Source organism: Amycolatopsis magusensis (genome assembly GCF_017875555.1).
GTDB classification, from domain to species: domain Bacteria; phylum Actinomycetota; class Actinomycetes; order Mycobacteriales; family Pseudonocardiaceae; genus Amycolatopsis; species Amycolatopsis magusensis.
Genome location: NZ_JAGGMS010000001.1, coordinates 5,039,996 through 5,059,374, shown reverse-complemented (window position 1 = coordinate 5,059,374; position 19,379 = coordinate 5,039,996). Strand labels below are relative to the sequence as shown.

The 19,379-nt window shown below is 71.7% G+C and carries 17 protein-coding genes; 8 read left to right on the top strand and 9 right to left on the bottom strand.

The annotated features are described in order from the left end of the window. The first annotated feature begins 86 nt into the window (after positions 1 to 86). The 4 genes from JOM49_RS22585 (at position 87) to JOM49_RS22570 (ending at position 5,311) form a co-directional block, all read left to right on the top strand. Positions 87 to 1,556 (top strand): DUF1996 domain-containing protein, encoded by a 1,470-nt coding sequence (locus JOM49_RS22585; RefSeq protein ID WP_209666234.1) that lies wholly within the window; start codon positions 87 to 89, stop codon positions 1,554 to 1,556. A gap of 77 nt (positions 1,557 to 1,633) precedes the next feature. Further along, complete coding sequence (locus tag JOM49_RS22580; RefSeq protein ID WP_209666233.1) at positions 1,634 to 2,074, top strand: protein-tyrosine phosphatase family protein; 441 nt, start codon at positions 1,634 to 1,636, stop codon at positions 2,072 to 2,074. A gap of 10 nt (positions 2,075 to 2,084) precedes the next feature. Next, positions 2,085 to 2,870, top strand: coding sequence for an alpha/beta fold hydrolase (locus tag JOM49_RS22575; RefSeq protein ID WP_209666232.1), 786 nt, complete (start codon positions 2,085 to 2,087; stop codon positions 2,868 to 2,870). A 107-nt stretch (positions 2,871 to 2,977) separates the two neighbouring features. Further along, entirely contained in the window at positions 2,978 to 5,311 is a 2,334-nt protein-coding gene (locus tag JOM49_RS22570; protein ID WP_209666231.1) for a response regulator, read from the top strand. Here the strand turns inward: JOM49_RS22570 and JOM49_RS22565 are convergent. Then, positions 5,286 to 5,702 carry a DUF2000 domain-containing protein gene (locus tag JOM49_RS22565; protein WP_209666230.1) on the bottom strand — a complete coding sequence of 139 codons (417 nt, stop codon included), beginning with the start codon at positions 5,700 to 5,702 and terminating at the stop codon, positions 5,286 to 5,288. The two genes, JOM49_RS22570 and JOM49_RS22565, sit on opposite strands and share 26 nt — an antisense overlap. Before the next feature lie 77 nt (positions 5,703 to 5,779). Here JOM49_RS22565 and JOM49_RS22560 point away from each other — a divergent pair, with 77 nt between their 5' ends. After that, positions 5,780 to 6,616 (top strand): helix-turn-helix domain-containing protein, encoded by an 837-nt coding sequence (locus tag JOM49_RS22560; RefSeq protein WP_209666229.1) that lies wholly within the window; start codon positions 5,780 to 5,782, stop codon positions 6,614 to 6,616. Here JOM49_RS22560 and JOM49_RS22555 read toward each other — a convergent pair. Both JOM49_RS22555 and JOM49_RS22550 read right to left on the bottom strand, forming a co-directional pair. Next, positions 6,514 to 7,659, bottom strand: a complete 1,146-nt coding sequence (locus tag JOM49_RS22555) for an MFS transporter (RefSeq protein WP_209666228.1) — start codon at positions 7,657 to 7,659, stop codon at positions 6,514 to 6,516. The genes JOM49_RS22560 and JOM49_RS22555 overlap by 103 nt on opposite strands. A 49-nt stretch (positions 7,660 to 7,708) precedes the next feature. Beyond that, a complete protein-coding gene (locus JOM49_RS22550; RefSeq protein WP_209666227.1) occupies positions 7,709 to 8,629 on the bottom strand; it encodes a LysR family transcriptional regulator in 921 nt (306 codons plus the stop codon). Between the two features lie 97 nt (positions 8,630 to 8,726). On the opposite strand from JOM49_RS22550, the gene JOM49_RS22545 reads away from it, so the two are divergent. The 3 genes from JOM49_RS22545 to JOM49_RS22535 are packed head-to-tail and all read left to right on the top strand — an operon-like array spanning position 8,727 to position 11,599. Continuing rightward, positions 8,727 to 10,010, top strand: coding sequence for a CitMHS family transporter (locus tag JOM49_RS22545; RefSeq protein ID WP_209666226.1), 1,284 nt, complete (start codon positions 8,727 to 8,729; stop codon positions 10,008 to 10,010). Positions 10,011 to 10,022: 12 nt separating this feature from the next. Then, positions 10,023 to 11,294: an acyclic terpene utilization AtuA family protein gene (locus JOM49_RS22540; protein WP_209666225.1), complete on the top strand. Its 1,272-nt coding sequence runs from the start codon at positions 10,023 to 10,025 to the stop codon at positions 11,292 to 11,294. Then, positions 11,291 to 11,599 carry an AtuA-related protein gene (locus JOM49_RS22535; RefSeq protein ID WP_209666224.1) on the top strand — a complete coding sequence of 103 codons (309 nt, stop codon included), beginning with the start codon at positions 11,291 to 11,293 and terminating at the stop codon, positions 11,597 to 11,599. Before JOM49_RS22540 ends, JOM49_RS22535 begins: the two co-directional genes overlap by 4 nt. Here the strand turns inward: JOM49_RS22535 and JOM49_RS22530 are convergent. From JOM49_RS22530 to JOM49_RS22505, 6 genes are read right to left on the bottom strand one after another with little or no spacing between them, the layout of a single operon-like run. After that, positions 11,570 to 11,959, bottom strand: a complete 390-nt coding sequence (locus tag JOM49_RS22530; RefSeq protein WP_209666223.1) for a CU044_2847 family protein — start codon at positions 11,957 to 11,959, stop codon at positions 11,570 to 11,572. The two genes, JOM49_RS22535 and JOM49_RS22530, sit on opposite strands and share 30 nt — an antisense overlap. A 20-nt stretch (positions 11,960 to 11,979) precedes the next feature. Then, the gene (locus tag JOM49_RS22525; protein WP_209666222.1) at positions 11,980 to 13,302 is read right to left on the bottom strand and encodes an ABC transporter substrate-binding protein; all 1,323 of its coding nucleotides are present in this window, start codon (positions 13,300 to 13,302) and stop codon (positions 11,980 to 11,982) included. Then, the gene (locus JOM49_RS22520; RefSeq protein WP_209666221.1) at positions 13,302 to 14,384 is read right to left on the bottom strand and encodes a GlnX family signal transduction membrane protein; all 1,083 of its coding nucleotides are present in this window, start codon (positions 14,382 to 14,384) and stop codon (positions 13,302 to 13,304) included. The genes JOM49_RS22525 and JOM49_RS22520 overlap by 1 nt, the downstream gene beginning before the upstream one ends. Continuing rightward, on the bottom strand, positions 14,381 to 15,772 hold the full coding sequence (locus JOM49_RS22515) for a vWA domain-containing protein (RefSeq protein WP_209666220.1): 1,392 nt from the start codon (positions 15,770 to 15,772) through the stop codon (positions 14,381 to 14,383). The genes JOM49_RS22520 and JOM49_RS22515 overlap by 4 nt, the downstream gene beginning before the upstream one ends. 8 nt (positions 15,773 to 15,780) lie before the next feature. Further along, positions 15,781 to 17,886, bottom strand: a complete 2,106-nt coding sequence (locus JOM49_RS22510; RefSeq protein WP_209666219.1) for a serine/threonine-protein kinase — start codon at positions 17,884 to 17,886, stop codon at positions 15,781 to 15,783. After that, positions 17,883 to 19,349, bottom strand: a complete 1,467-nt coding sequence (locus JOM49_RS22505; protein WP_209666218.1) for a S1 family peptidase — start codon at positions 19,347 to 19,349, stop codon at positions 17,883 to 17,885. The genes JOM49_RS22510 and JOM49_RS22505 overlap by 4 nt, the downstream gene beginning before the upstream one ends. Positions 19,350 to 19,379 lie beyond the last annotated feature (30 nt).

The window sequence follows — 19,379 nt, the reverse complement described above, 5'->3', positions numbered from 1 at the left end:
CCGGAGCAATTTCCCGACAGCGATCGGGGAATTGTCCCGGCGACGCGGCCCCACCCCGACGAAGTTTGACCCCGATGAGGTACTCCATGGCCCAGTACAAGGGTAGACATCGCATTTCGAAGCGCACGAAACTGACCACCGGCGCGATCGGCCTGGTGATCGCGGTCGGCGTGGTGGTTCTCAACGCGAGCGCCGGTGACCCCGCACCGGCGAGCGCGGACGGCGCCGACAAGTCGCTGTTCGTCGACATCACCACGGTCACGCCGAACGTGAAGACACCCCAGCCGCAGCGAAGAGCCAGCAAAGGTACGTTCACGGTCGACTGTGGACGGAACGAGAACGGGCACTTCAACCCGGACAACTTCATCGCCCAGCCCGGCGTCCGCAACGGTGCCCAGCACCTGCACGACTACGTCGGCAACCTCTCCACCAACGCCGATTCCAACAACCGGAGCCTGGCGCGGGCGGGCACCACCTGCCGCAACGGCGACAAATCCACCTATTTCTGGCCGGTACTGCGCATCAACGACGAAAGCGGAGAAGAAGCGCCCGCGGAAAATCCGCCGGCTGAAGAACAGAAAGCGAAGCGCAAACAAGCGCAGGCCGCCGATCAGCAGGCCAAGGCCGCACCCCGGGTCGACTGCCCCGACGTGGCCAGCCAGCTGCCCGAAGAGATCCCCGAGCCCGTCCAGGCCAAGGTCGAAACCGAACTGGGCAACCTCGACGGCCAGCTCGACGCGGCCGAGCAGAAGGTGCAGGGCGGCGAGGATCCGGCCGCGGTGCTCGAGCCCCTGAAGGAAGAGCGCGCGGCGGCCATCGACCGGATGGCGAACGCGATCGACGCCGAAGCCGACAAGCCGCAGAACCTGGACGAGCTGGCGCCGTGCGCGGTGAAGGACCAGAACAACGCCGGTGTGGCCAACGGTGACGAGAACAGCGACAACGCCCAGGCCGAGGGCACCGAGCAGGAAGCTCAGCAGCCGCAGCCGGAGGAGAACGACAACAACGAGCTCGAGGGCAACGAGGGCGAGATCCAGCGGCCGGAGACGGTCGACCTGACCTTCCGCGGCAGCCCCGTCGGCAAGGTCACCGCGATGCCCCGGTTCCTGCGGATCCTCTACGGTGACGCGAAGGTGGGCACGAACGGGCCGAAGAACGCGCGCGATTCGTGGACCTGCAGCGGTTTCGAGGACCGGGTGCTGATGAACAAGTACCCGATCTGCCCCGAGGGCAGCAAGGTAATGCGGCTGCACGACTTCCCGAGCTGCTGGGACGGCCGCAACATCGACTCGGCCAACCACCGCGACCACATCGTGTTCCCCGACCAGAACGGGCGGTGTGCCCGCGGGTTCCGCGCGGTGCCGCAGCTGCGGATCACCCTGACCTACGACGTCCCGCGGGCGGTCCAGCTCGCCGGTCAGTACGCGGTCGACTCCTTCCCGGAGGAGGAGCACAACCCGCTCAGCGACCACGACGACTTCGCGAACGTGATGTCGCAGCGGATCATGTGGCGCCTGGTCAACTGCGTCAACCGCGGCAAGACCTGCCAGGAGTGAGCCAGTGGGTGCGCGGGGCCGTTACGGCGGCTCCGCGCACCCGCCGGTCCAAGCCCGGTTTCTGGCACGATGGCCGGGTGAGTGTGACCCAGCTGACCGGCGCCATCGAACTGCCCGACGGTTCCTGGGTGCGCGGCCGCGGCCTGCGGCGTGGCGCACCCGAAGGTGACCCGCCCGACCACGGCCTGTACCTCGGGACACGCGTGCTGCGCCGCTCCCACGGCGGGCACATCGCCTGGGCGCAGGAGTGGATCAGCTGGCCGGACTTCCTGCTCCCGCTCGACCGCGAGGCCGCGGTGACCCGCATCCGCGCCCTGCACGCGCTGGCCAAAGAAGGCCACCGCGTGGAAATCGCCTGCGGCGGCGGTGTCGGCCGCACCGGCACCGTGATGGCCTGCCTCGCGCGCCTGGCCGGCGTCCCCGCGGGTGAAGCCGTCGCCTGGACGCGTGAGCACTACCACCCCCGTGCGGTCGAAACCCCTTGGCAGCACCGGTGGGTGGCCCGCTTCCCGGCTTAGGCTTGGCGGCATGCCATACGCACGCACACCGGATGAAGTGAAGCTGTACTACGAGGTGCACGGCCAGGGTGAGCGCGTGCTGGTGCTGCTCGCCGGGCAGGCGAACAACCACCACTGGTGGGACACCGCCCGGCCGGACTTCGACCCGTTCTTCCGCACGGTGACCTACGACCACCGCGGGGTCGGGCGCAGCGACAAACCCGACGACGACTCGTACAGCACCCGCGGGTTCGCCGAGGACGTGGTGGCGATCCTCGACGACCTCGGGGTGGAGCGCGCCGACGTGTACGGGACCTCGATGGGCGGGCGGGTCGCGCAGTGGCTCGCCGCCGAACACGGTGGCCGGGTGGGCAGGCTGGTGCTCGGCTGCACCTCCCCCGGCCTGCCGCACGGGCTCGAGCGCGACCGCGAGGTCAAGCGGTCGCTCGGGCAGCGTGACGCCGCCGCGGCCCGCCGGGCGCTGCTGGAGCTGATGTACACGCCCGGCTGGATCGCCACGCACCCCGGGCCGTACCACACGCTGGGTGACCCGGACATGCCTCCGCACGCCCGCCGCGCGCACCTGCTCGCCAGCGCGAAGCACGACAGCTGGGACGCCCTGCCGCGGATCACCGCGCCGACGCTGGTGGTGCACGGCAGCGAGGACGTGTTCAACCCCACGGCCAACGCTCCCCTGCTCGCGGGCCGGATTCCCGGCGCGCGGCTGCACCTGATCCCCGGTGCCCGGCACGCCTACTTCGACGAGTTCCGCGACGTCGCGGGCCCGCTCGTACTCGATTTCCTGCTGGACGGGTAGCGTCACCGCGGGTGATCACGCACCGGTATGCTCGGAACGCCGGTTGAGCAGCTAGCCGGGTTGACTTCGCGCCCGATGCGCACCGGCAGCCCGGGAGGCTACCCACGATGGACAGACGGTCAGCGGCGGAGCGGCTCTTCGCGGGTCCCGGTGAGACCCGCGCCCGGCTGCGCCGCACCGACTGGGCGGCGACCCCGCTCGGCCCGGTCGAGGACTGGCCCGTCGAGCTGTGCAGCGCGGTCCGCACCGTACTGCCTTCGCGGATCCCGATGCTGCTGTGGTGGGGGCCGCGGCTGGTGCAGATCTTCAACGACGCCTACACCCCGGTGCTCGGCGACAAGTACCCCGAGGCCATCGGCCAGCCCGGTGCCGAGTGCTGGGCCGAGGTCTGGGACGAACTCGGCCCGCTGGCGCAGGGCGTGCTCGACGGCGCCGAGGCCACCTACACCGAGAAGCAGTTCCTCCTCATGCGCCGGCACGGCTACCTCGAGGAGACCTACTGGACCTTCTCCTACAGCCCGGTCCACGCCGAGGACGATTCGGTGGTCGGCGTGTTCGTGGCGACCACCGACGTGACCAGCCGGGTGCTCAGCGAACGGCGGCTGGAGACGCTGCGCCGGCTCGGCACGATCAACCTGGCCGGTGCCGAGCACCCGGTGACCGACGCCTGCCGGGAAGCCGTGCGGATCCTCGCCGACAACCGGGCGGACCTGCCGGTGGTGGCGGCCTCCCTGCGCGGGGACGGCACCGAGATGGCCCCGGCGCCGACCTTCCGGCTCGAATCCGGCGCGCCCGCCCAGCTCACCGAGTTCCCGCTGACCGTGACCGGCTGGCCGGAGCCGGTCGGCGAGCTGGTGGTCGGGATCAGCCCGTACCGCGAGTTCGACGACTCCTACCGCGGCTTCCTCGAACTCGTCGCGGCACGGGTCTCGGCCATCCTCACCGACGCGCTGGCCTACGAGACCGAGCGCCACCGCGCGAGCGCGCTGGCCGACCTGGACAAGGCGAAGACCCGGTTCTTCCAGAACGTCAGCCACGAGTTCCGCACCCCGCTCACCCTGCTGATCGGCCCGCTGGAGGCCCTGCTCGACCAGGGCAGCCTGCCCGCCGACCAGCAGCACACGATGGCCGCCGCCCTGCGCGCGGCCCGGCGGCTGCAGCGGCTGGTCGACACCCTGCTCGACGTGGCCAAGGCCGAGGCCGACCAGCTCCAGCCCCAGCTCGAGCCGGTGAATCCGGCCCAGCTGACCGCCGAATGCACGGCCATGTTCGGCTCGGCCGCCGAGGACGCCGGGCTGGACCTGCGGCTCGACCTTGGCGAGGGAACGAGCACGGTGATCTTGCTGGACCAGGAGATGTGGGCCAAGGTCGTGCTCAACCTGCTGTCCAACGCGCTGAAGTTCACCCACCGGGGCACGATCGGCGTCGGCCTCGCGGTGCGAGACGACGAGCTGGTGCTCAGCGTGAGCGACACCGGCACCGGCATCCCCGACACCGAGCAGGGCCGCGTGTTCGAACGGTTCCACCAGGTCGAAGGCACCACCGGGCGGACCGGTGAGGGCGCGGGCATCGGGCTCTCGCTGGTCTCGGACCTGGCCGCGGCACTGGGTGGCGCGGTCAGCGTGGACAGCACCCTGGGCTCGGGCAGCACCTTCGAAGTCACCGTGCCGTGGCGGCCGGTCGACGCGGAAGCGATACCGACGGTGGGCGCGGCCCGGGGTGCGGAGTACGCCGACGAAGCCCGGCAGTGGATCCCCCGCCCGGACGAGGAAACGGACGGAACCGCCCGTCCCGGTGAAGCCCGCGTGCTGCTGGTCGAGGACAACGCCGACATGCGCAAGCACATCCTGCAGCTGCTGCGGGGTCAGGGCTGGCAGGTCGACGCGGTGGCCGAGGTGGACACCGCGATCGAGCGGATCGCCGCGCACCGGCCGCACCTGGTGCTCAGCGACGTGATGCTGCCCGGGCGCGACGGCGTCTCACTGCTGCGCCAGCTGCGGAGCGAGCCGTCCACCGCGCGGCTGCCGGTCATGCTGCTCACCGCCCGCGCCGGTGCCGACTCCACTGTGGACGGTCTGGGGCACGGGGCCGACGACTACATCACCAAGCCGTTCAACCCCGGCGAGCTGGTCGCCAGGGTCCGGGTCAACCTGGAACTGTCGTGGTTCCGCGAAAAACTGATCGCGGCCGGTGAACGCGAGGCCGCGGACCTGCGCCGGGCGCTGGACACGCGGAGCACGGTCAGCGAAGCCGTCGGGCTGGTGATGGCGGCGTTCCGGTGCGACGCGGACGCCGCCTTCGAAAAGCTGGTCAGCTTCTCGCAGCACCGCAACATCAAGGTGCGCGACATCGCCGCCGAAGTGGTCGCGGACTTCGTCGCGGCCATCGACGAGGAGGCCCGGGCCGACGGCCAGGTCACCGATGCAGACTCGCGCCCTTGAGCACCTTGTCCACCGCGTTCTTCGGCCCGTGCAGCGCGAGGCCGACGAGGTTCAGCTTCTCGGCGGGCACCGCCCGCACCGCGGCGCGGTTGTCCGCGTCGTTGCCGGTGCTGAACAACTCCTCGGTGAACACGGCCAGGCGCAGCCCGCGGGACAACGCGCGGCCGTGGGCGGTGGTCAGCAGGTCGGCGTCGCCGGCGAAGACCAGCACGGGCTGGCGGAACATCGCCAGGTACTCGGTGCCGTCGGCGTCGGCGTAGGGCTCGCCGATCAGTGCGGGGTCGGCCCCGGCGATCGCGCTGCTCAGGAAGGCGGTGACGTTGAGCCGCTGCCACGACTCCAGGTCTTCGCGCAGCAGGACGGCGATCTTCGTGTCGAACCGGGCGGTCACGGTGGTGCTCCTCGTTCGGGTGGCTGGACCGCTGAAGTCTCCCGCCCGGCGCCGGGGGCGTCTTGTATGTTCCTGACATGATCAGGGCCTGGAAACCCGGGGTGCCGGGGGTCTCCGAGGTCTTCCACGCGCACTTCGTCGGCCACGCCTACCCACCGCACACGCACGACGCCTGGACGGTGCTGATCGTCGACGACGGTGCCGTGCGGTTCGACCTGGACCTGCACCACCACGGCATCGGCACGCCGTCGGTGACCGTGCTGCCCCCGCACGTGCCGCACGACGGCCGCTCGGCCACCGAAGCCGGGTTCCGCAAGCGCGTGCTCTACGTCGACACGTCGATACTGGGGGCCGACCTGGCCGGGGCCGCGGTCGACCAGCCCACGTTCTTCGACCCGGCGCTGCGCCACCGCCTCCACCAGTTGCACCTGGTGCTGGCCCGGCCGGGTGACGAACTGGAGGCCGAGAGCAGGCTGGCGCTGGTCCGCGAACGGCTGTGCACGCACCTGCGGCGGCGGGCCGAACCGCGGCCCGTCCCGGTGCACCGACTGGCCGGTGACCTGCGGGACCTGCTCGACGAGCACACCGTCGACGGCCTCACCCTGGAACGCGCCGCGGAGGTGCTGCACGCGCACCCGACGCACCTGGTCCGCTCGTTCACCAGGGCGTTCGGGCTGCCACCGCACCTGTACCTGACCGGGCGGCGCGTCGACCTGGCGCGGCGGCTCCTGCTCGCCGGGCAGCGCCCCGCCGAGGTCGCCACCGCGGCCGGGTTCTACGACCAGGCGCACCTGGGCAGGCACTTCAAGCGTCACCTCGGCGTCAGCCCCGGTCGCTTCACCGGGCGCCGGAGCCCGGCCAGCGCGACCGCGGCGACGAGTCCGCCGAGCAGCAGCACGGCCGACGGCGAGTAGGCGTCCACCACCAGGCCGCCGAGCCACGCCCCGGCCGCGATGGTCGCCTGGAACGACGCGGTGAACAACACCGTCGCCGCCTCGGGCGCCTCGGGCGCGGCCTTGGCGAACCAGGTCTGCGAGCACACCGGCACCGCCCCGTAAGCCAGCCCCCACACCACGAGCAACACCAGCGCCCCGGGCGGGCTGCCGCCGAGCACCGGGAGCAGCGCGGTGGTGGCGGCGAGCGTTCCGGCGACCACCGCGAAGGTGCGGCGCGGCCTGCGGTCCACAGTGGACCCGGCGAGGAAGTTCCCGGTGATGCCCGCGATCCCGTAGGCCAGCAGGAAAAGAGTGATCGCGGCCGGGCTGAGCCGGGTGACTTCCAGCAGGGACGGGGTCACGTAGGTGTAGGTGCCGAAGTGCGCGAGCACGACCAGGAAGGTGACCAGGAGCGCGACGCGGACGCTCCCCCGCCGCAGCAGGGCGTTGAGCACCGGCGCGCTGGTCACCTGCCGCGCGGGCAGCGGAGGCAGGCAGACCAGCATGGCCAGGAACAGGACCGTGGTGAACACACCGAGCACGACGAACGCCGCTCGCCAGCCGGCGAGGTCGCCGATGAAGGTGCCCGCCGGTACGCCGAGCACCGAACCCAGCGGCACCGCGGCGAAGATCACCGCGGTACCGGTGCGCACCCGCTCCGGCCCGACCAGGCGGGGCGCGAGCCCGGCACCGGCCGACCAGAACGCGCCGATCACCAGTCCGACCAGCACCCGCGAAACGAGCATGACGGCGTACGAAGGCGCGACGGCGGCGAGGAAATCGGCGAACGCCAGCAGCCCGACCAAGGCGCACAACAACTTCCGCCGATCGAGGCGGCCGGCCGCGGTGGTGACCACGGGTGCCGCGATCGCCGCCAGCACCCCGGGCAGGGTCATCATCAACCCGGCCGTGCCGTCGGAGACACCGAAGTCCCCGGCTATCGGGGTGAGCAGGCCGATCGGCAGGATTTCGCTGGTGACAAGGGAAAAGATCCCGAGCATGACGCAGAAGACGGCGGGCATGGGCCCAGTCCACCAACCGGCGCGCGGAAAGTCCGGCACCTTCGCGACATCACCGTGGGAGCCACTGTGATTCCGGCGGCAACTCGGCCCGGTCGGTGAACAGCGCGTCGAGGAACGCCCGCACGGCGGGAGCCAGCGGGCGCGCGGGATCGCGCACCACGGCGATGGTCCGTTCCACCGCGGGCAACGGCGAATGTGCCAGGCCCGCGAAGGAAACCAGGGGCAGCACCAGTCCCGGCACCACGGACACCCCGAGCCCGGCGGCGACCAGACCGGCCACCGCGGCGATGTTCCTCGCTTCGATCCGGCGGCCCGTCCGCACCGAATCGGCGTCGAGCGCGCGATCCACCAGGCGCCGGATGCTCGACACGGCCCCGAAGGCGATGAACGGCTCACCCGCCAGCGAAGACCAAGTCAGCGCCGGACTTCCGGAGAAGGCGTGCTCGGGCGGGAAGATGCAGCAGAACCGGTCCGCCGCCAGTTCACGCACCTCCAGATCGGGCAGCGGCTCGGTCACCACGGTCACCGCCAGATCGACCGCACCCGCGCGGACCCGGTCGAGCACCTCACCGGACAGGGCGTCCTCAATGGACAGCTCCACCGCCGCGTGCGCCCGCCCGTAGGCGGCGACCACCGGTGGCAGCAGGATCGCGGCGAGCGAGGGCAGCGTGGCCACGCGCACGTGTCCGGCGGAGCCCTCCAGGAAGCCGGCGAAGTGCCGCATCCCGGCGTCGAACGCGTCGAGCACCCCGCGGGCGATGCGCACGAACTCGGCGCCCTCCGGGGTCAGTTCGAGCCGTCGCGTGGTGCGTTCGAACAGGGCCACGCCCACGCGCCGCTCCACCTCGCCGATCGCCCGGCTGAGCGAGGACTGCGCCAGGTGCAGCCGCTGGGCAGCGCTGGTGAACCCGCCCGCGTCGGCCACTTCGACCACCGCCCGCAGTTGCGGAACCGTCAGATCCATGCGCATGGCGCATCAGTCTATGCGAAACCCTTGCTTGACCTCGATAGGTGAGCTGTCGCACAGTCGACGGCGTCAACGGCGACGGGGAAAGGCCTGGAACACGATGCTGGCAGTGGCGGGTTTCCTGACCATCGCGGTCTTCCTGGCCGGGGTGCTCTCGCGGCGGGTCTCGGTGCTGCTCGCGCTCACCGTGATCCCGATACTGGCCGCGCTCGCCGTCGGCGCGGCACCCCGGCTGGGCGAGCTGATCGGCAAGGGCCTGACCACGGTCGCGCCGGTGGCCATCATGATCACCTTCGCGGTGCTGTACTTCTGCCTGATGATCGAGGCCGGGCTGTTCGACCCGGCGGTCACCCGGATCCTGCGCTGGGCCAAGGGCGACCCGCTCAAGATCACCGTCGGCACTGCGGTGCTCACCCTGCTGGTCGCGCTCGACGGCGACGGCGCCTCCACCTTCCTGATCACCGTCTCGGCGATGCTGCCGCTCTACCGCAGGCTCGGCATGCGCCCGCTGGTGCTGGCCGGGGTGGTCTGCCTGGGCGCGGGCGTGATGAACATGGTGCCGTGGGGCGGCCCGACCGCGCGGGCCATGGCGGCGATGGACCGCGACAGCGGCGAGCTGTTCCTGCCGCTGCTGCCCGCGATGATCGGCGGGGTGCTGTGGGTGCTCTTCGCCGCCTACCTGATCGGCCGCGCCGAGCGGAAACGCCTCGGCGTGATCGCGCTCGAACCGCCCGCCGAAGCCACGGCCGAGCGCACGCGCGCCGACCGCGTTCGCTTCTGGCTCAACGTGGTCCTCACGCTCGCGCTGGTGGCCGCCCTGCTCGCGCAGCTGGCGAAGCTGGAGATCCTCTTCGTCGTGGCGTTCGTGCTGGGCCTGCTGGTCAACCGGCCGAAGTGGCCGCAGCAGCAGGAACTGTTCGAAAAGCACGGGCACAACGTGGTGCTGGTGACCACGATGATCTTCGCCGCCGGGGTGTTCACCGGGGTGCTCTCGGGCACCGGCATGATCGACGCGATGGCCCGCGCGCTGGTCGGTGTGGTCCCGGACTGGGCGGCGGGCGCGCTGCCGCCGCTCACCGCGCTCACCGGCATGCCGCTGAGCCTGGTGTTCACCCCGGACGCCTACTACTTCGGCGTGCTGCCGGTGCTCGCCGAGACCAGCGCGGCGCTGGGCGGTGACCCGGCCGAGGTGGCCAGGGCCGCCCTGCTCGGCCAGATGACCACCGGCTTCCCGCTGAGCCCGCTGACCGCGTCCACCTTCATCCTGGTCGGCATGACCGGGGTGGACCTCGGCGCGCACCAGCGGTTCATCTTCAAGTGGGCCTTCGGCACCACGCTGGTGATGACCGCCGTCGCGCTGCTCACCGGCGCGATCTCCGTCTGAGGGACCGAGAACATGCGAACCACACGGATCGGTAGCGGCGCGGGTTTCGCCGGGGACCGCTTCGAACCGGCCGAAGTGCTGGTGCGCCAGGCGGGACTGGCCGACCTGGTGCTGGAATGCCTGGCCGAGCGCACGATCGCACTCGGCCAGCAACGCAGGCTCGCCGATCCGGAGGCCGGGTACGATCCCCGGTTGCTCGCGCGGTTCCGGCGATTGTTGCCGCCGGCGGCCGAACACGGTGTGCGCGTGCTGACCAACATGGGCGCGGCCAACCCGCTCGCCGCCGGTCGCGCGACCGCGGCCCTGCTCGGCGAACTCGGGCTCGACCGCACGGTCGCGGTGGTCACCGGTGACGACGTGCTCGACCGGATCGACCCCCGCACCCCGGCGCTCGAAGACGGCGTGCCGCTGGCCGACCACGGCGAACTGGTCTCTGCCAACGCCTACCTCGGCGCGGACGCGATCACGCCGGCCCTCGGCGCGGACGTCGTGCTCACCGGCCGCGTCGCCGATCCCTCGTTGTTCCTCGCCCCGCTCGCGGACCGGCTCGGCTGGGACCTGGCCGACCCGCACCCGGCCGCCGCCGGCACGCTGGTCGGGCACCTGCTGGAGTGCGCCGGGCAGCTCACCGGTGGTTATTTCGCCGACCCCGGGCGCAAAGAAGTGCCCGGGCTGGCCGACCTCGGCTTCCCGTTCGCCGATGTCGGTGCCGACGGCTCGGCGGTGTTCGGCAAGCCCGACGGCACGGGCGGCGTGGTCTCCCGGGCGACCGTGCGCGAGCAGCTGCTGTACGAGATCTCCGATCCCACCGCCTACCTGACCCCGGACGTGGAACTCGACCTGCGCGAGGTGACCGTCCGCGAGACCGGCCCGGACCGGGTCGCGGTCCGAGGGGCGATCGGGCGGACAAGGCCGCGGCAGTTGAAGGTCAGCGTCGGTTACCGCGCCGGGTTCCGGGCGGAGGCGGAGATCTCCTACGAAGGCCCGAACGCCAGGGAACGCGCCGGGCTGGCCGGGGAGATCGTCACCGCGCGCCTGCCCGTGCCACCGCGGGTCCAGCTGTCCACATCGGACACCGAAAGCCGGTTGCGAGTGGCCGCGCTGACCCCGGACCGCGAGACGGCGGAGGTCCTCTGCCACGAGGTCGAAGCCCTGTACACCAACGGGCCCGCCGGCGGTGGCGGCGTCCGCACGAGCACCACGGAGGTCATCGGCATCGTGTCCGCACTCCTCGACCGCGAGCGGATCGAGCCCGCGGTGACGACGTTCCGGCCGGTGCGATGATCCTGCACGACATCGCGCACTGCCGGGCCGGAGACAAGGGCGACACCTCGATCCTGTCGCTGCTCCCCTACCGAGACGAGGACTTCCCGCTGCTCGTCCGCGAAGTGACCGCCGAACGCGTGCGTGCGCACCTCGCCGGTCAACTGCGTGGTGAGGTGGTCCGGTACGTGCTGCCGAACCTGTGCGCCCTGCAGTTCCGGTGCCGCCACGCGCTCGACGGTGGCGTCACCACGTCACTCGCGCTGGACACCCACGGCAAGGGCCTGAGCTTCCGGCTACTCGCCCTGCCCATCGGCGGCCTCTGAAGCCTTGGCGGGCGAGGAATCCTCCACGGCTTCTTCCGGGCGCACCGCGTCCGGGTCGCGCAGCCACTTCAGTTTGACCTCGAACTGGCCCTGCAGCCCGGTTTTCGCGATCACCGCGCCCGCCTGCGCGTCCAGCTTCACGCCGAACTTCAGTTCCACCTCGTCCGGGCCCATCGAGCGGAACCGGTCGAGCGCGGCGGCCGCGGCACCCCGCACCTCGTCGAGCGCGCGTTCGAAGGACATCCCCGCCTCGCGGAGCATGTTCTTTCCCCGCCCGGCGCGTTCGACCGCGTGCGGGACCTCCACCTCGACCAGCACCGAACCACCGTCGTCGAGCGGGAACCGCACGAACTCCGTCACTTCGCCTCCTCGTGTTGCTTTCAGCGGCCGCAGGGCAGGTTGAGCCGTTCCTCGGCGGGCAGTTCGACCCGGACCCGGTCGAGCACTTCGAGCAACCGGTCCAGCTCGCCGGGATCGCCGGTGTTGCCCAGATAGTCCAGCACGGCGCGGTGGAACGCGTCGCTCATCGTCTCCGGCATCATGTCCGAGGCGTCGAAGCACCAGGGACCGGAGGTCAGCCGTTCGGCCACCCGCACGCTCAACGCGTCCCGATACACGCCCTGGTCGAGCAGGTTCCGGTTGATCGAGAAGGTCGCGCTGGTCTCCTCGGCGGGCCACACCGCCTGACCGCGTTCCGAAGCCAGGTACCGCATCAGCGCGCGGGCCGCCTCCGAATCGGTGAACATGCCCGCCAGGTCCGCCGAGACCCCGGCCGGTTCCACCGCCGGGTTCCCGCTGCCTTCCCGCACCGGGAACGGGAAGAAGTCGAACTCGTCGACGGTCGGCTTCGACCGGCCGGGCAGCTCGTACTGCTGGTAACCGCTGACCCGTGAGGACGCGAAGTGGTCCAGCACGCAGCCCGGCGGGCTGGTGAACATCGGCTTGGCGCTGTCGCCGAACCCCAGCAGCAGCGAACCATCCGGGCCACCGCGTGCCGCGCCGGGCGCCGCGACCAGCTGTCCCCAGTCCTGCCAGGCCTGACGCACCTCGGCCGAGGTCCACGGCAGCTCACCGGCCGCGAACCGCTGGTAGACCTCGGGACCGGACCGCCGCAGCAGGATGTCCTCGATCCAGTCGGTGCCCGGCCAGCCGGAGGTGCTCTGCGACTCCATGCCGAGGCACCACGGTGTCTGCCCGCGAGCGCCGAGCTCGCCGCTGAGCGCGACCAGTTCCGCCCAGGTGCGCGGCGGCGCGCCCGGCAGGCTGCCGCGGCGGTACCAGATCATGCTCTTCAGGTCCGCCTTCACCACCACCGTGTAGTACACCGGCGTGCCGAGGCGTTGCAGGGGCAGCCACTGCGCGCCGGGCAACTCGCCGAGCACGTCCGTGAGCGGGCGCAGGTCGCCGCTTTCCACGTACTGCGCGAGTTCGCCGGGATTGGGCAACACCGCGATGTCCGGCGGACGGCCCTTCTGCACATCCGAGCGCAGGACCTGGCTGACCGAGCGGGTACCGCGGTAGTCGACCTCGATCCCGCTCTCGTCCTCGAACCGCTTCAGCACCGACTCGAAGGCGGCGCCCTCGGCGCCTTCCCAGGAGGCGAGCACGGTGAGCGTGCCACCGGCGGGTTCCGGGGTGCCCGAGCACGCGCCCAGCCCGAGCAGCAGGATGCCGAGCAGCGCCCGGCCCAGTGAACGTCTCATCAGGACCTGAACCGGTATTCCTCGATGCGGTAGTGGAAACCGGCCACCACCAGTCCGGCGATCACCAGGCCGAAGCCGGCGATCAGGTACTCGGCGAACGCGGGCACGTCGGCGGAATCCAGCTGGTCGTCGATCCGGCCGCCGTCGTCGGCCGGATCACCGGTCGACGCGGGCGGGGCGGCGCCACCGTCCGGCACCCCGGCGGCGAGTTCGGCGACCACGCCACCGCAGTCCTGGCCGCAGTGCGCACGCAGCAGTTCGACCAGCTTCGGCCGGCCCTGCGCGGCCCCGGCGGCGGTGCCCTCGCGCCAGGAAGCCACGGCCGTGTCCACCGAGCCGCCCGCGTCACGGGCGTCCGAAGCCGAGCCGAAGGCGAACGAGGTGGTCACGATCATGCCGGCCAGCAGGCCGGTGGCGCCGAGCAGCCAGAAGTTCCACCGGCGCCGGAACTTCCGGCGCAACCGGAACTGCGCGTACCCCAGCAGGCCGAGCAGCGCCAGCGCGGGCAGCAGCCACAGCGGGACCACGGCGACGGCGAGCCAGCCGCCGGAGAGCTGGTCGCGCAACGCGGTGTGCTGCAGTTCGGCGAGCGCGCCGAGCCTGCCCAGGATGCCGTTCTCCGGCTGGTGCATCAGGCGTGAGGCGTACCAGAGATCGGCGGTGCCCAGCATGCGCCCGTCGTCCTGCCGGTAGTGCGCGTCGGCCTGCTCGACGAAGTTCGCGTAGTCGGCCAGCAGCCCTTCCACCACCTGCAGCGCGCGGCTGCCCTCGGTACCCGCCGCGTTGTGCTCGGCGACCTGGGTCAGGCTCTGGCGCGCGATGACGAGCTCGCTCTGGTGCCGCTCCCCCGGCCCGATCAGCTCGACCTGCCCGGTGGCGAAGCTGGTCACCACCGCGTTGTCCGCCTTGACCAGCGCGTCCTGCGCGGCCACCACCTCCAGCACCGCGGGCGCGGTCCGGGCCCGGACCTCCGCGACGGTGGCCTGGATCCCGGCGAAGGTGGCCAGCGCCGCGATCGTGGCCACCACGGTGGCGGTGAGCAGCCAGAACCGCAGCCGCAGCAACCGGCGAAGGGTGCTCATCCGGCCGGCACCACCGGCGTGCGGCACTGCCCGCACACCTTCGCCCGCGGGCTCAGGATCCGCTTGCACTCGCGGCACACCCGCACATCGCCGTCCTCTTCGGCATCCCTCTGCTCGGGCTCGGCCGCGGCCGGCGAGCGCGGCGCCATCGCGGAACCGAGGATCGCCGAGCCGACATCGCGCGCGCGTACGCCCGGTTTGAGCCGGAAACCGCCGTCGCTTCCTTCCGTCACCAGCCGCCGCAGCCGGACGGCGAGGTTCTCGTCCTTGAGCTTGACCGCCAGCCGCAGCGCTTCACCCCACCGCTGGGCGGCCTCGGTCACCGCACCGGCTTGGTACCGGCGCTGCGCGTCCAGCACGACCGCCCGCAGTTCCGCGTGTTCGGTGTGCTTGCTGACGTTTTCGTCCAGCTGGCTCGACAGCGTGAGGTCGTCGGTGAGGCAGCCGAGCACGGCGCTGCTCACCGCGGCACCGACCGGCTCGACCCGGCCGAGCTGCATGTCCTTGTCCCGCACCAGCGCGCTGGTGTCCACGTCGAAGCAGAGGTGGTACTCGCGGTGCTCCGCGCCCCAGCCCCCAGTGGGCAGTTCCAGCTTCCGCTCCCCCACCGCCCGCAGCTGTCCCGTCATGTCCACCAGCGACGGGTAGACCTGCTTGACGAAGCGCAGCCCGGTGAACGGCATGGTGGTGATCCGCAGCCGCAGTTCGGGGATCGCCCGGCCCATCGAGGACTCGATCAGGCTGCCGAAGTCCGCGGCCAGTTCGGCGTCGGCCAGTACCGCGTCCGCCTGCCCGTGCAGTGCCCCGCAGATCCGCTCCAGCTCGGCGGCGTCCCAGTCGTCGCCGATGCCCCGCGCGTCGCAGTCGAACTTCCCGGCGCACGCGGCGAGCGCCTGGTCGAGGCGCTCGGGGGTCTCCGATTGATTCTTGCCGTCGGTGAGCAGGATGGCGTGGCGGACCGCGTCCCGGTACGGCTCGAACAGGCTCGCCGCCAGGGTGAGCCAGGTGCTCATCGCGGTGCCGCCGCCCGCGATCAGGCGGCGAACCGCTGCTTTCGCCTCAGCCCGGGTTTCCGCGTTCGCCGGGGCCAGCCCGCGCGCCGGGTAGACCATCGACGCGCGACCGGTGCCGCTGACCACGCCGAAGTGCACGCCGTCGCGCAGGGTGTCGATGGCGACCGAGGTGGCCTGGCGCGCGGCGGCGATCTTCGTCGGCGGCCAGTCCATCGACGCCGAGCAGTCCACCAGCAGCACCTCGGCCGCCTCACCCGGCGGCCGCAGGTTCACCGTGCGCACCTTGAGGATCGCGTGCATGGTCTCGTCGGACGGGGACAGGTACTTGGTCTGGTCGAGTTCGAGCTCGAACCCGGGTTCGGACTCCAGTGACATCGACGGCCTCACCTCAGCGTCAGCGGGCGGACTTCGTTGGCGCGGTCGACCAGGTCGCCGTACCGGTGTTCGTCGCGGGCCTGCCCGGCGATGCGGCGGAACGACTTCTCCAGCCCCTTCCGCAACCCGTGCTCGGTCACCGGCGCGCCGAACAGCTCACCGCCGTGCCAGCCGCCGGCCCCGCCCCCGCGCAGGTACTCCAGCGCGGCGTGCCGGACGAGCGTGGTGAGCAGTTCCAGCGATTCGTTGTCGAGGAACAGTTCCGGCAGCCGTTTCGCCACGTCCTCGAGGTCGGCCTGGCTGACCGGCGCGGCCACCCGCAGGCGCACCACGGCGATGCGTGCGGCGTCGTAGTGGCGGGAGATGCCGGGCACCTCGTCGAGCGCGGCGATGGCCTTCTCCTTGTGCTCCCGGCGTTCCTCCTCGTCCTTGCCGGTCGCCCCGAGCAGGCACCGCGCCAGGCCGAACGCGGCGCTGACCTGGCCGTCGTCGCGGGCCCAGAGGTTCTGGTAGAGCCGCAGCGCTTCCACGCGGTCGCCGAGCACCTCGGCGCAGTAACCGAGCGCGAGCTTCGGCGCGTCCTCCGCGGGCCAGGCCTTGCGCACCGCTTCGAACCGCGACTTCGCCTGCGCGGCCTTACGCGGTTCCAGCCCGTCGCCCTCGGCCAGGTGCAGGAGCCCGAGGTGCCAGGCGATCCGCCAGTCCTGCTCGGCGCCGGGCCCCAGCAGTTCCTTCGCCCGGCCGATCGCCTGGTCGGCGGCGCGCGGGTCGTGCAGTTCGATGCGGGCCCGCGCCCTGGTCAGCTCGACCTCCACCGCGTCGTCCAGTGCGTCCGGCTGCGGCAGGGGCAGCTTGGAAGCCGCCACCCGCGGTTCCGGCAGACCACTGCCCAGCACCGGGTCCCGCTCGGTCCAGTACGCCAGCCCGGGCACCGTGCCGAGCCCGGCGTCGAGCAGTTCCGGCGTGTTTTCGAAGCGCACCGACCGCCTGGGCCGCAGGAACAGCACCTCGCGGCGGACGCCGTCCAGCTGCTCGGACATCTCGGCGGCACTGGTGAACCGGCGTTCGTAGTCGTCGGTCGCGCGGGTGATCACCAGGTCCAGCGATTCGGTGCCCACCTCCGCGGCCGACGCCCCCGGCGTGGCGTCGAGCAGGGTGCGCAGGGTGCAGCCGACCGAGTAGACGTCGGAACGCACGGTCAGCCCGTGCGTCTGGTGTTCCCGCTCGCTGACGCGGTAGCCGGGGGTCAGCACGGGGACGCTGTCGCGGTCGTCGATCGCCCTGGTGGCCCCGAGGTCGATCACCTTGACCCGCTTGTCGCCGTGGATCACGTTGTTGGGCGTCATGTCCACGTAGAGCAGGTTCTCGCCGTGGAGGTAGTCCAGCGCCGAGAGAATCGCCCGCCCGTAGGTGATCACGTGCTCGACGCGCAGCAGTTCCGGGTGCTTCAGCACTTCCCTCAGCGAAAGCCCGCCGACGTAGTCCATCACGAGGTACTCGTCGTCGCCGTCCGCGCCGCGGCCGGGGTGGGCGACGAAGTCCACGATCCGCACGATGTTCGGGTGGTCCAGCCGGGTCAGCACGTCGCGTTCGACCTGCGCGAGCCGGCGAGCCCCGGCGTTGTGCCGGTCGATGACCCCCTTGAGCACCACGTACTTGTCCGGCAGGTGGGTGTCGGTGGCCAGGTAGACCCAGCCGAGCCCGCCGTGCGCCAGGCAGCCGAGCACCTGGTACTGGCCGCCGACGAGCTCGCCCGCGGCCAGTTTCGGCCGGAAGTCGAACGGCTCGCCGTCCTCCTCGCAGAACCCGGCGCGCAGCGCGGGCTGCCCGCGGTACGGACGGCCCACCTCGGCCCCGCACCGGCCGCAGAACTGGTGGTCCACCGGGACCTTCGGATCGGTCAGCACCAGGGTCGCGGGATCGGGGGTCTCGACCGTGGGCAGGGACCGGAATTCGCTGTCCCCGACGAGATCGCTGTCCGTGCCGCGGCGCTGGCTCGACGGCACCACCGGCTTCACCTCGGTGCCCGTGGCGACCCGGCTGTGCCCGCACACGTCGCAGAACCCGTTCGGCCCGACCGGGAGCCCGTGGCAGATCGGCACGCCGGCGCTCACGTCCGCGCCAGCTTCCGCCGGACCGCCGTGGCGTAGGAGTGCACCAGCGGGACCGCGTCCGGGAGCGAGCAGGGGCGCGCGCTCAGCGCCGCCTTCGCCGGGAGGTAGACCTCGGCCAACTCCTCGTCCTCCATCAGCCCGTGGCGCACGGCCATCGCGTTGTAGGCGCTCAACTGCCCGCGCAGTTCGTCGTACTCCTCCGCCTTGGCGGCCAGTTTGTGCTGGTAGACGGTGAGCTGGTCGCGTTGCTCCCGCACCCAGTCCTCGATCCGCGTCAGGCGCCGGTGCATCCGCGTGGGCTCGTCCGCGTCGGCGGCGCCCAGCAGCAGCACCAGTTCCGCGCTGCGCGGCCGGAACTCGGGCAGCGGCTGGATCTTCTTGGCCAGCCGCCGGGCCTGCACCAGTACACCGTCCTCTTCGGACTCGAACCCGGCGGCCAGCTGCCGCAGGCGGTCCAGCCGGGCCGCGTTCTCGTCGCGCTGCCAGTCGCGGGCGATCCCGGCACCCGGCGCGTTGTCCGCGCTGAACTGGACGATCACCTGCGCCCCGCGCTCCAGCAGCGGCCGGACCACCTCGTGCAGCAGCCGCTCCGGCTGACTCGAACTGTCGACCGCGGCCAGCGCCACGGTGGGCGGCCACTGGGCGCGCCCGCGTTCGGCTTCGAGCCGGTGCGACACCTCGCGCGGGCTCTTGCCGGTGGTGTCGAGCGTCAGCATCCGGCCGGCCCGGTCCCCGACCACTTCGCTGAAGCCACTGGTGATTGCGGTGTGCCGGTCGCTGATCAGCACGGTGATGGTGCCCGGGGCGTCCGGCAACTCCCCGGCGACGAACTCGGCGAGCGCCGGGACGTACCCGGTGAGCACCCGGGTCGGGATCATGAACGCCAGCCCGGTGGTCTCGTCGGTGTACTCGGTGACCACCATGCCGATCACCGCGCCGGTGGCCTTGTCGATCACGCCCGCCCCGCTGAACCCGCGGCGCACGCGCTCACCCGGCAACGGCGAGTTCAGCTGCACCCACTCGCCCGCCGGGCCCGCCAGTTCGGCGTTGTTCACCCACACGCCGTTGTCGTGGGGTTCCGGGAAGCCGTAGGTGTGCACCGCGCGGTCGCGCACGGCGCGGGTGTGGCACAGCGGCGCGCCGGGCACGGCAGGTTGTTCGGCCAATCGCAGCAGCGCAACGTCACCACCGGCGGCCGTTTGGGGGACCCAGCCCTCGCGCACGACAGTCGCGGCGACCCAGGGCTGGCCGTCGAGGCCGACGAACCGCACGCGGACCCGGAGCCCGGACGGATCGGCCTCCGGATCGTCGGACAGCACGTGCGCGCAGGTCAGCGCGGTGTACTCGCCCAGGAAAATACCGGCCCCCAGGGTGAAACCCGACAGATCCTGGATGCTGATCCGCCACGGCTCCCCTGCGTGCCCGGCTCCGTTGCGCTGGGTGGTGCCCGTGATCCCCCTCACCGTAGGTAACCATACGACGGCTCAGCGGTG

Coding starts and splice junctions, on each gene's coding strand:
- JOM49_RS22515 (WP_209666220.1), bottom strand. CDS start 15,772: ATGTCACTGGAGTCCGAACCCGGGTTCGAGCTCGAACTCGACCAGACC.
- JOM49_RS22525 (WP_209666222.1), bottom strand. CDS start 13,302: ATGAGACGTTCACTGGGCCGGGCGCTGCTCGGCATCCTGCTGCTCGGG.
- JOM49_RS22585 (WP_209666234.1), top strand. CDS start 87: ATGGCCCAGTACAAGGGTAGACATCGCATTTCGAAGCGCACGAAACTG.
- JOM49_RS22535 (WP_209666224.1), top strand. CDS start 11,291: ATGATCCTGCACGACATCGCGCACTGCCGGGCCGGAGACAAGGGCGAC.
- JOM49_RS22570 (WP_209666231.1), top strand. CDS start 2,978: ATGGACAGACGGTCAGCGGCGGAGCGGCTCTTCGCGGGTCCCGGTGAG.
- JOM49_RS22560 (WP_209666229.1), top strand. CDS start 5,780: ATGATCAGGGCCTGGAAACCCGGGGTGCCGGGGGTCTCCGAGGTCTTC.
- JOM49_RS22575 (WP_209666232.1), top strand. CDS start 2,085: ATGCCATACGCACGCACACCGGATGAAGTGAAGCTGTACTACGAGGTG.
- JOM49_RS22555 (WP_209666228.1), bottom strand. CDS start 7,659: ATGCCCGCCGTCTTCTGCGTCATGCTCGGGATCTTTTCCCTTGTCACC.
- JOM49_RS22545 (WP_209666226.1), top strand. CDS start 8,727: ATGCTGGCAGTGGCGGGTTTCCTGACCATCGCGGTCTTCCTGGCCGGG.
- JOM49_RS22540 (WP_209666225.1), top strand. CDS start 10,023: ATGCGAACCACACGGATCGGTAGCGGCGCGGGTTTCGCCGGGGACCGC.
- JOM49_RS22520 (WP_209666221.1), bottom strand. CDS start 14,384: ATGAGCACCCTTCGCCGGTTGCTGCGGCTGCGGTTCTGGCTGCTCACC.
- JOM49_RS22550 (WP_209666227.1), bottom strand. CDS start 8,629: ATGCGCATGGATCTGACGGTTCCGCAACTGCGGGCGGTGGTCGAAGTG.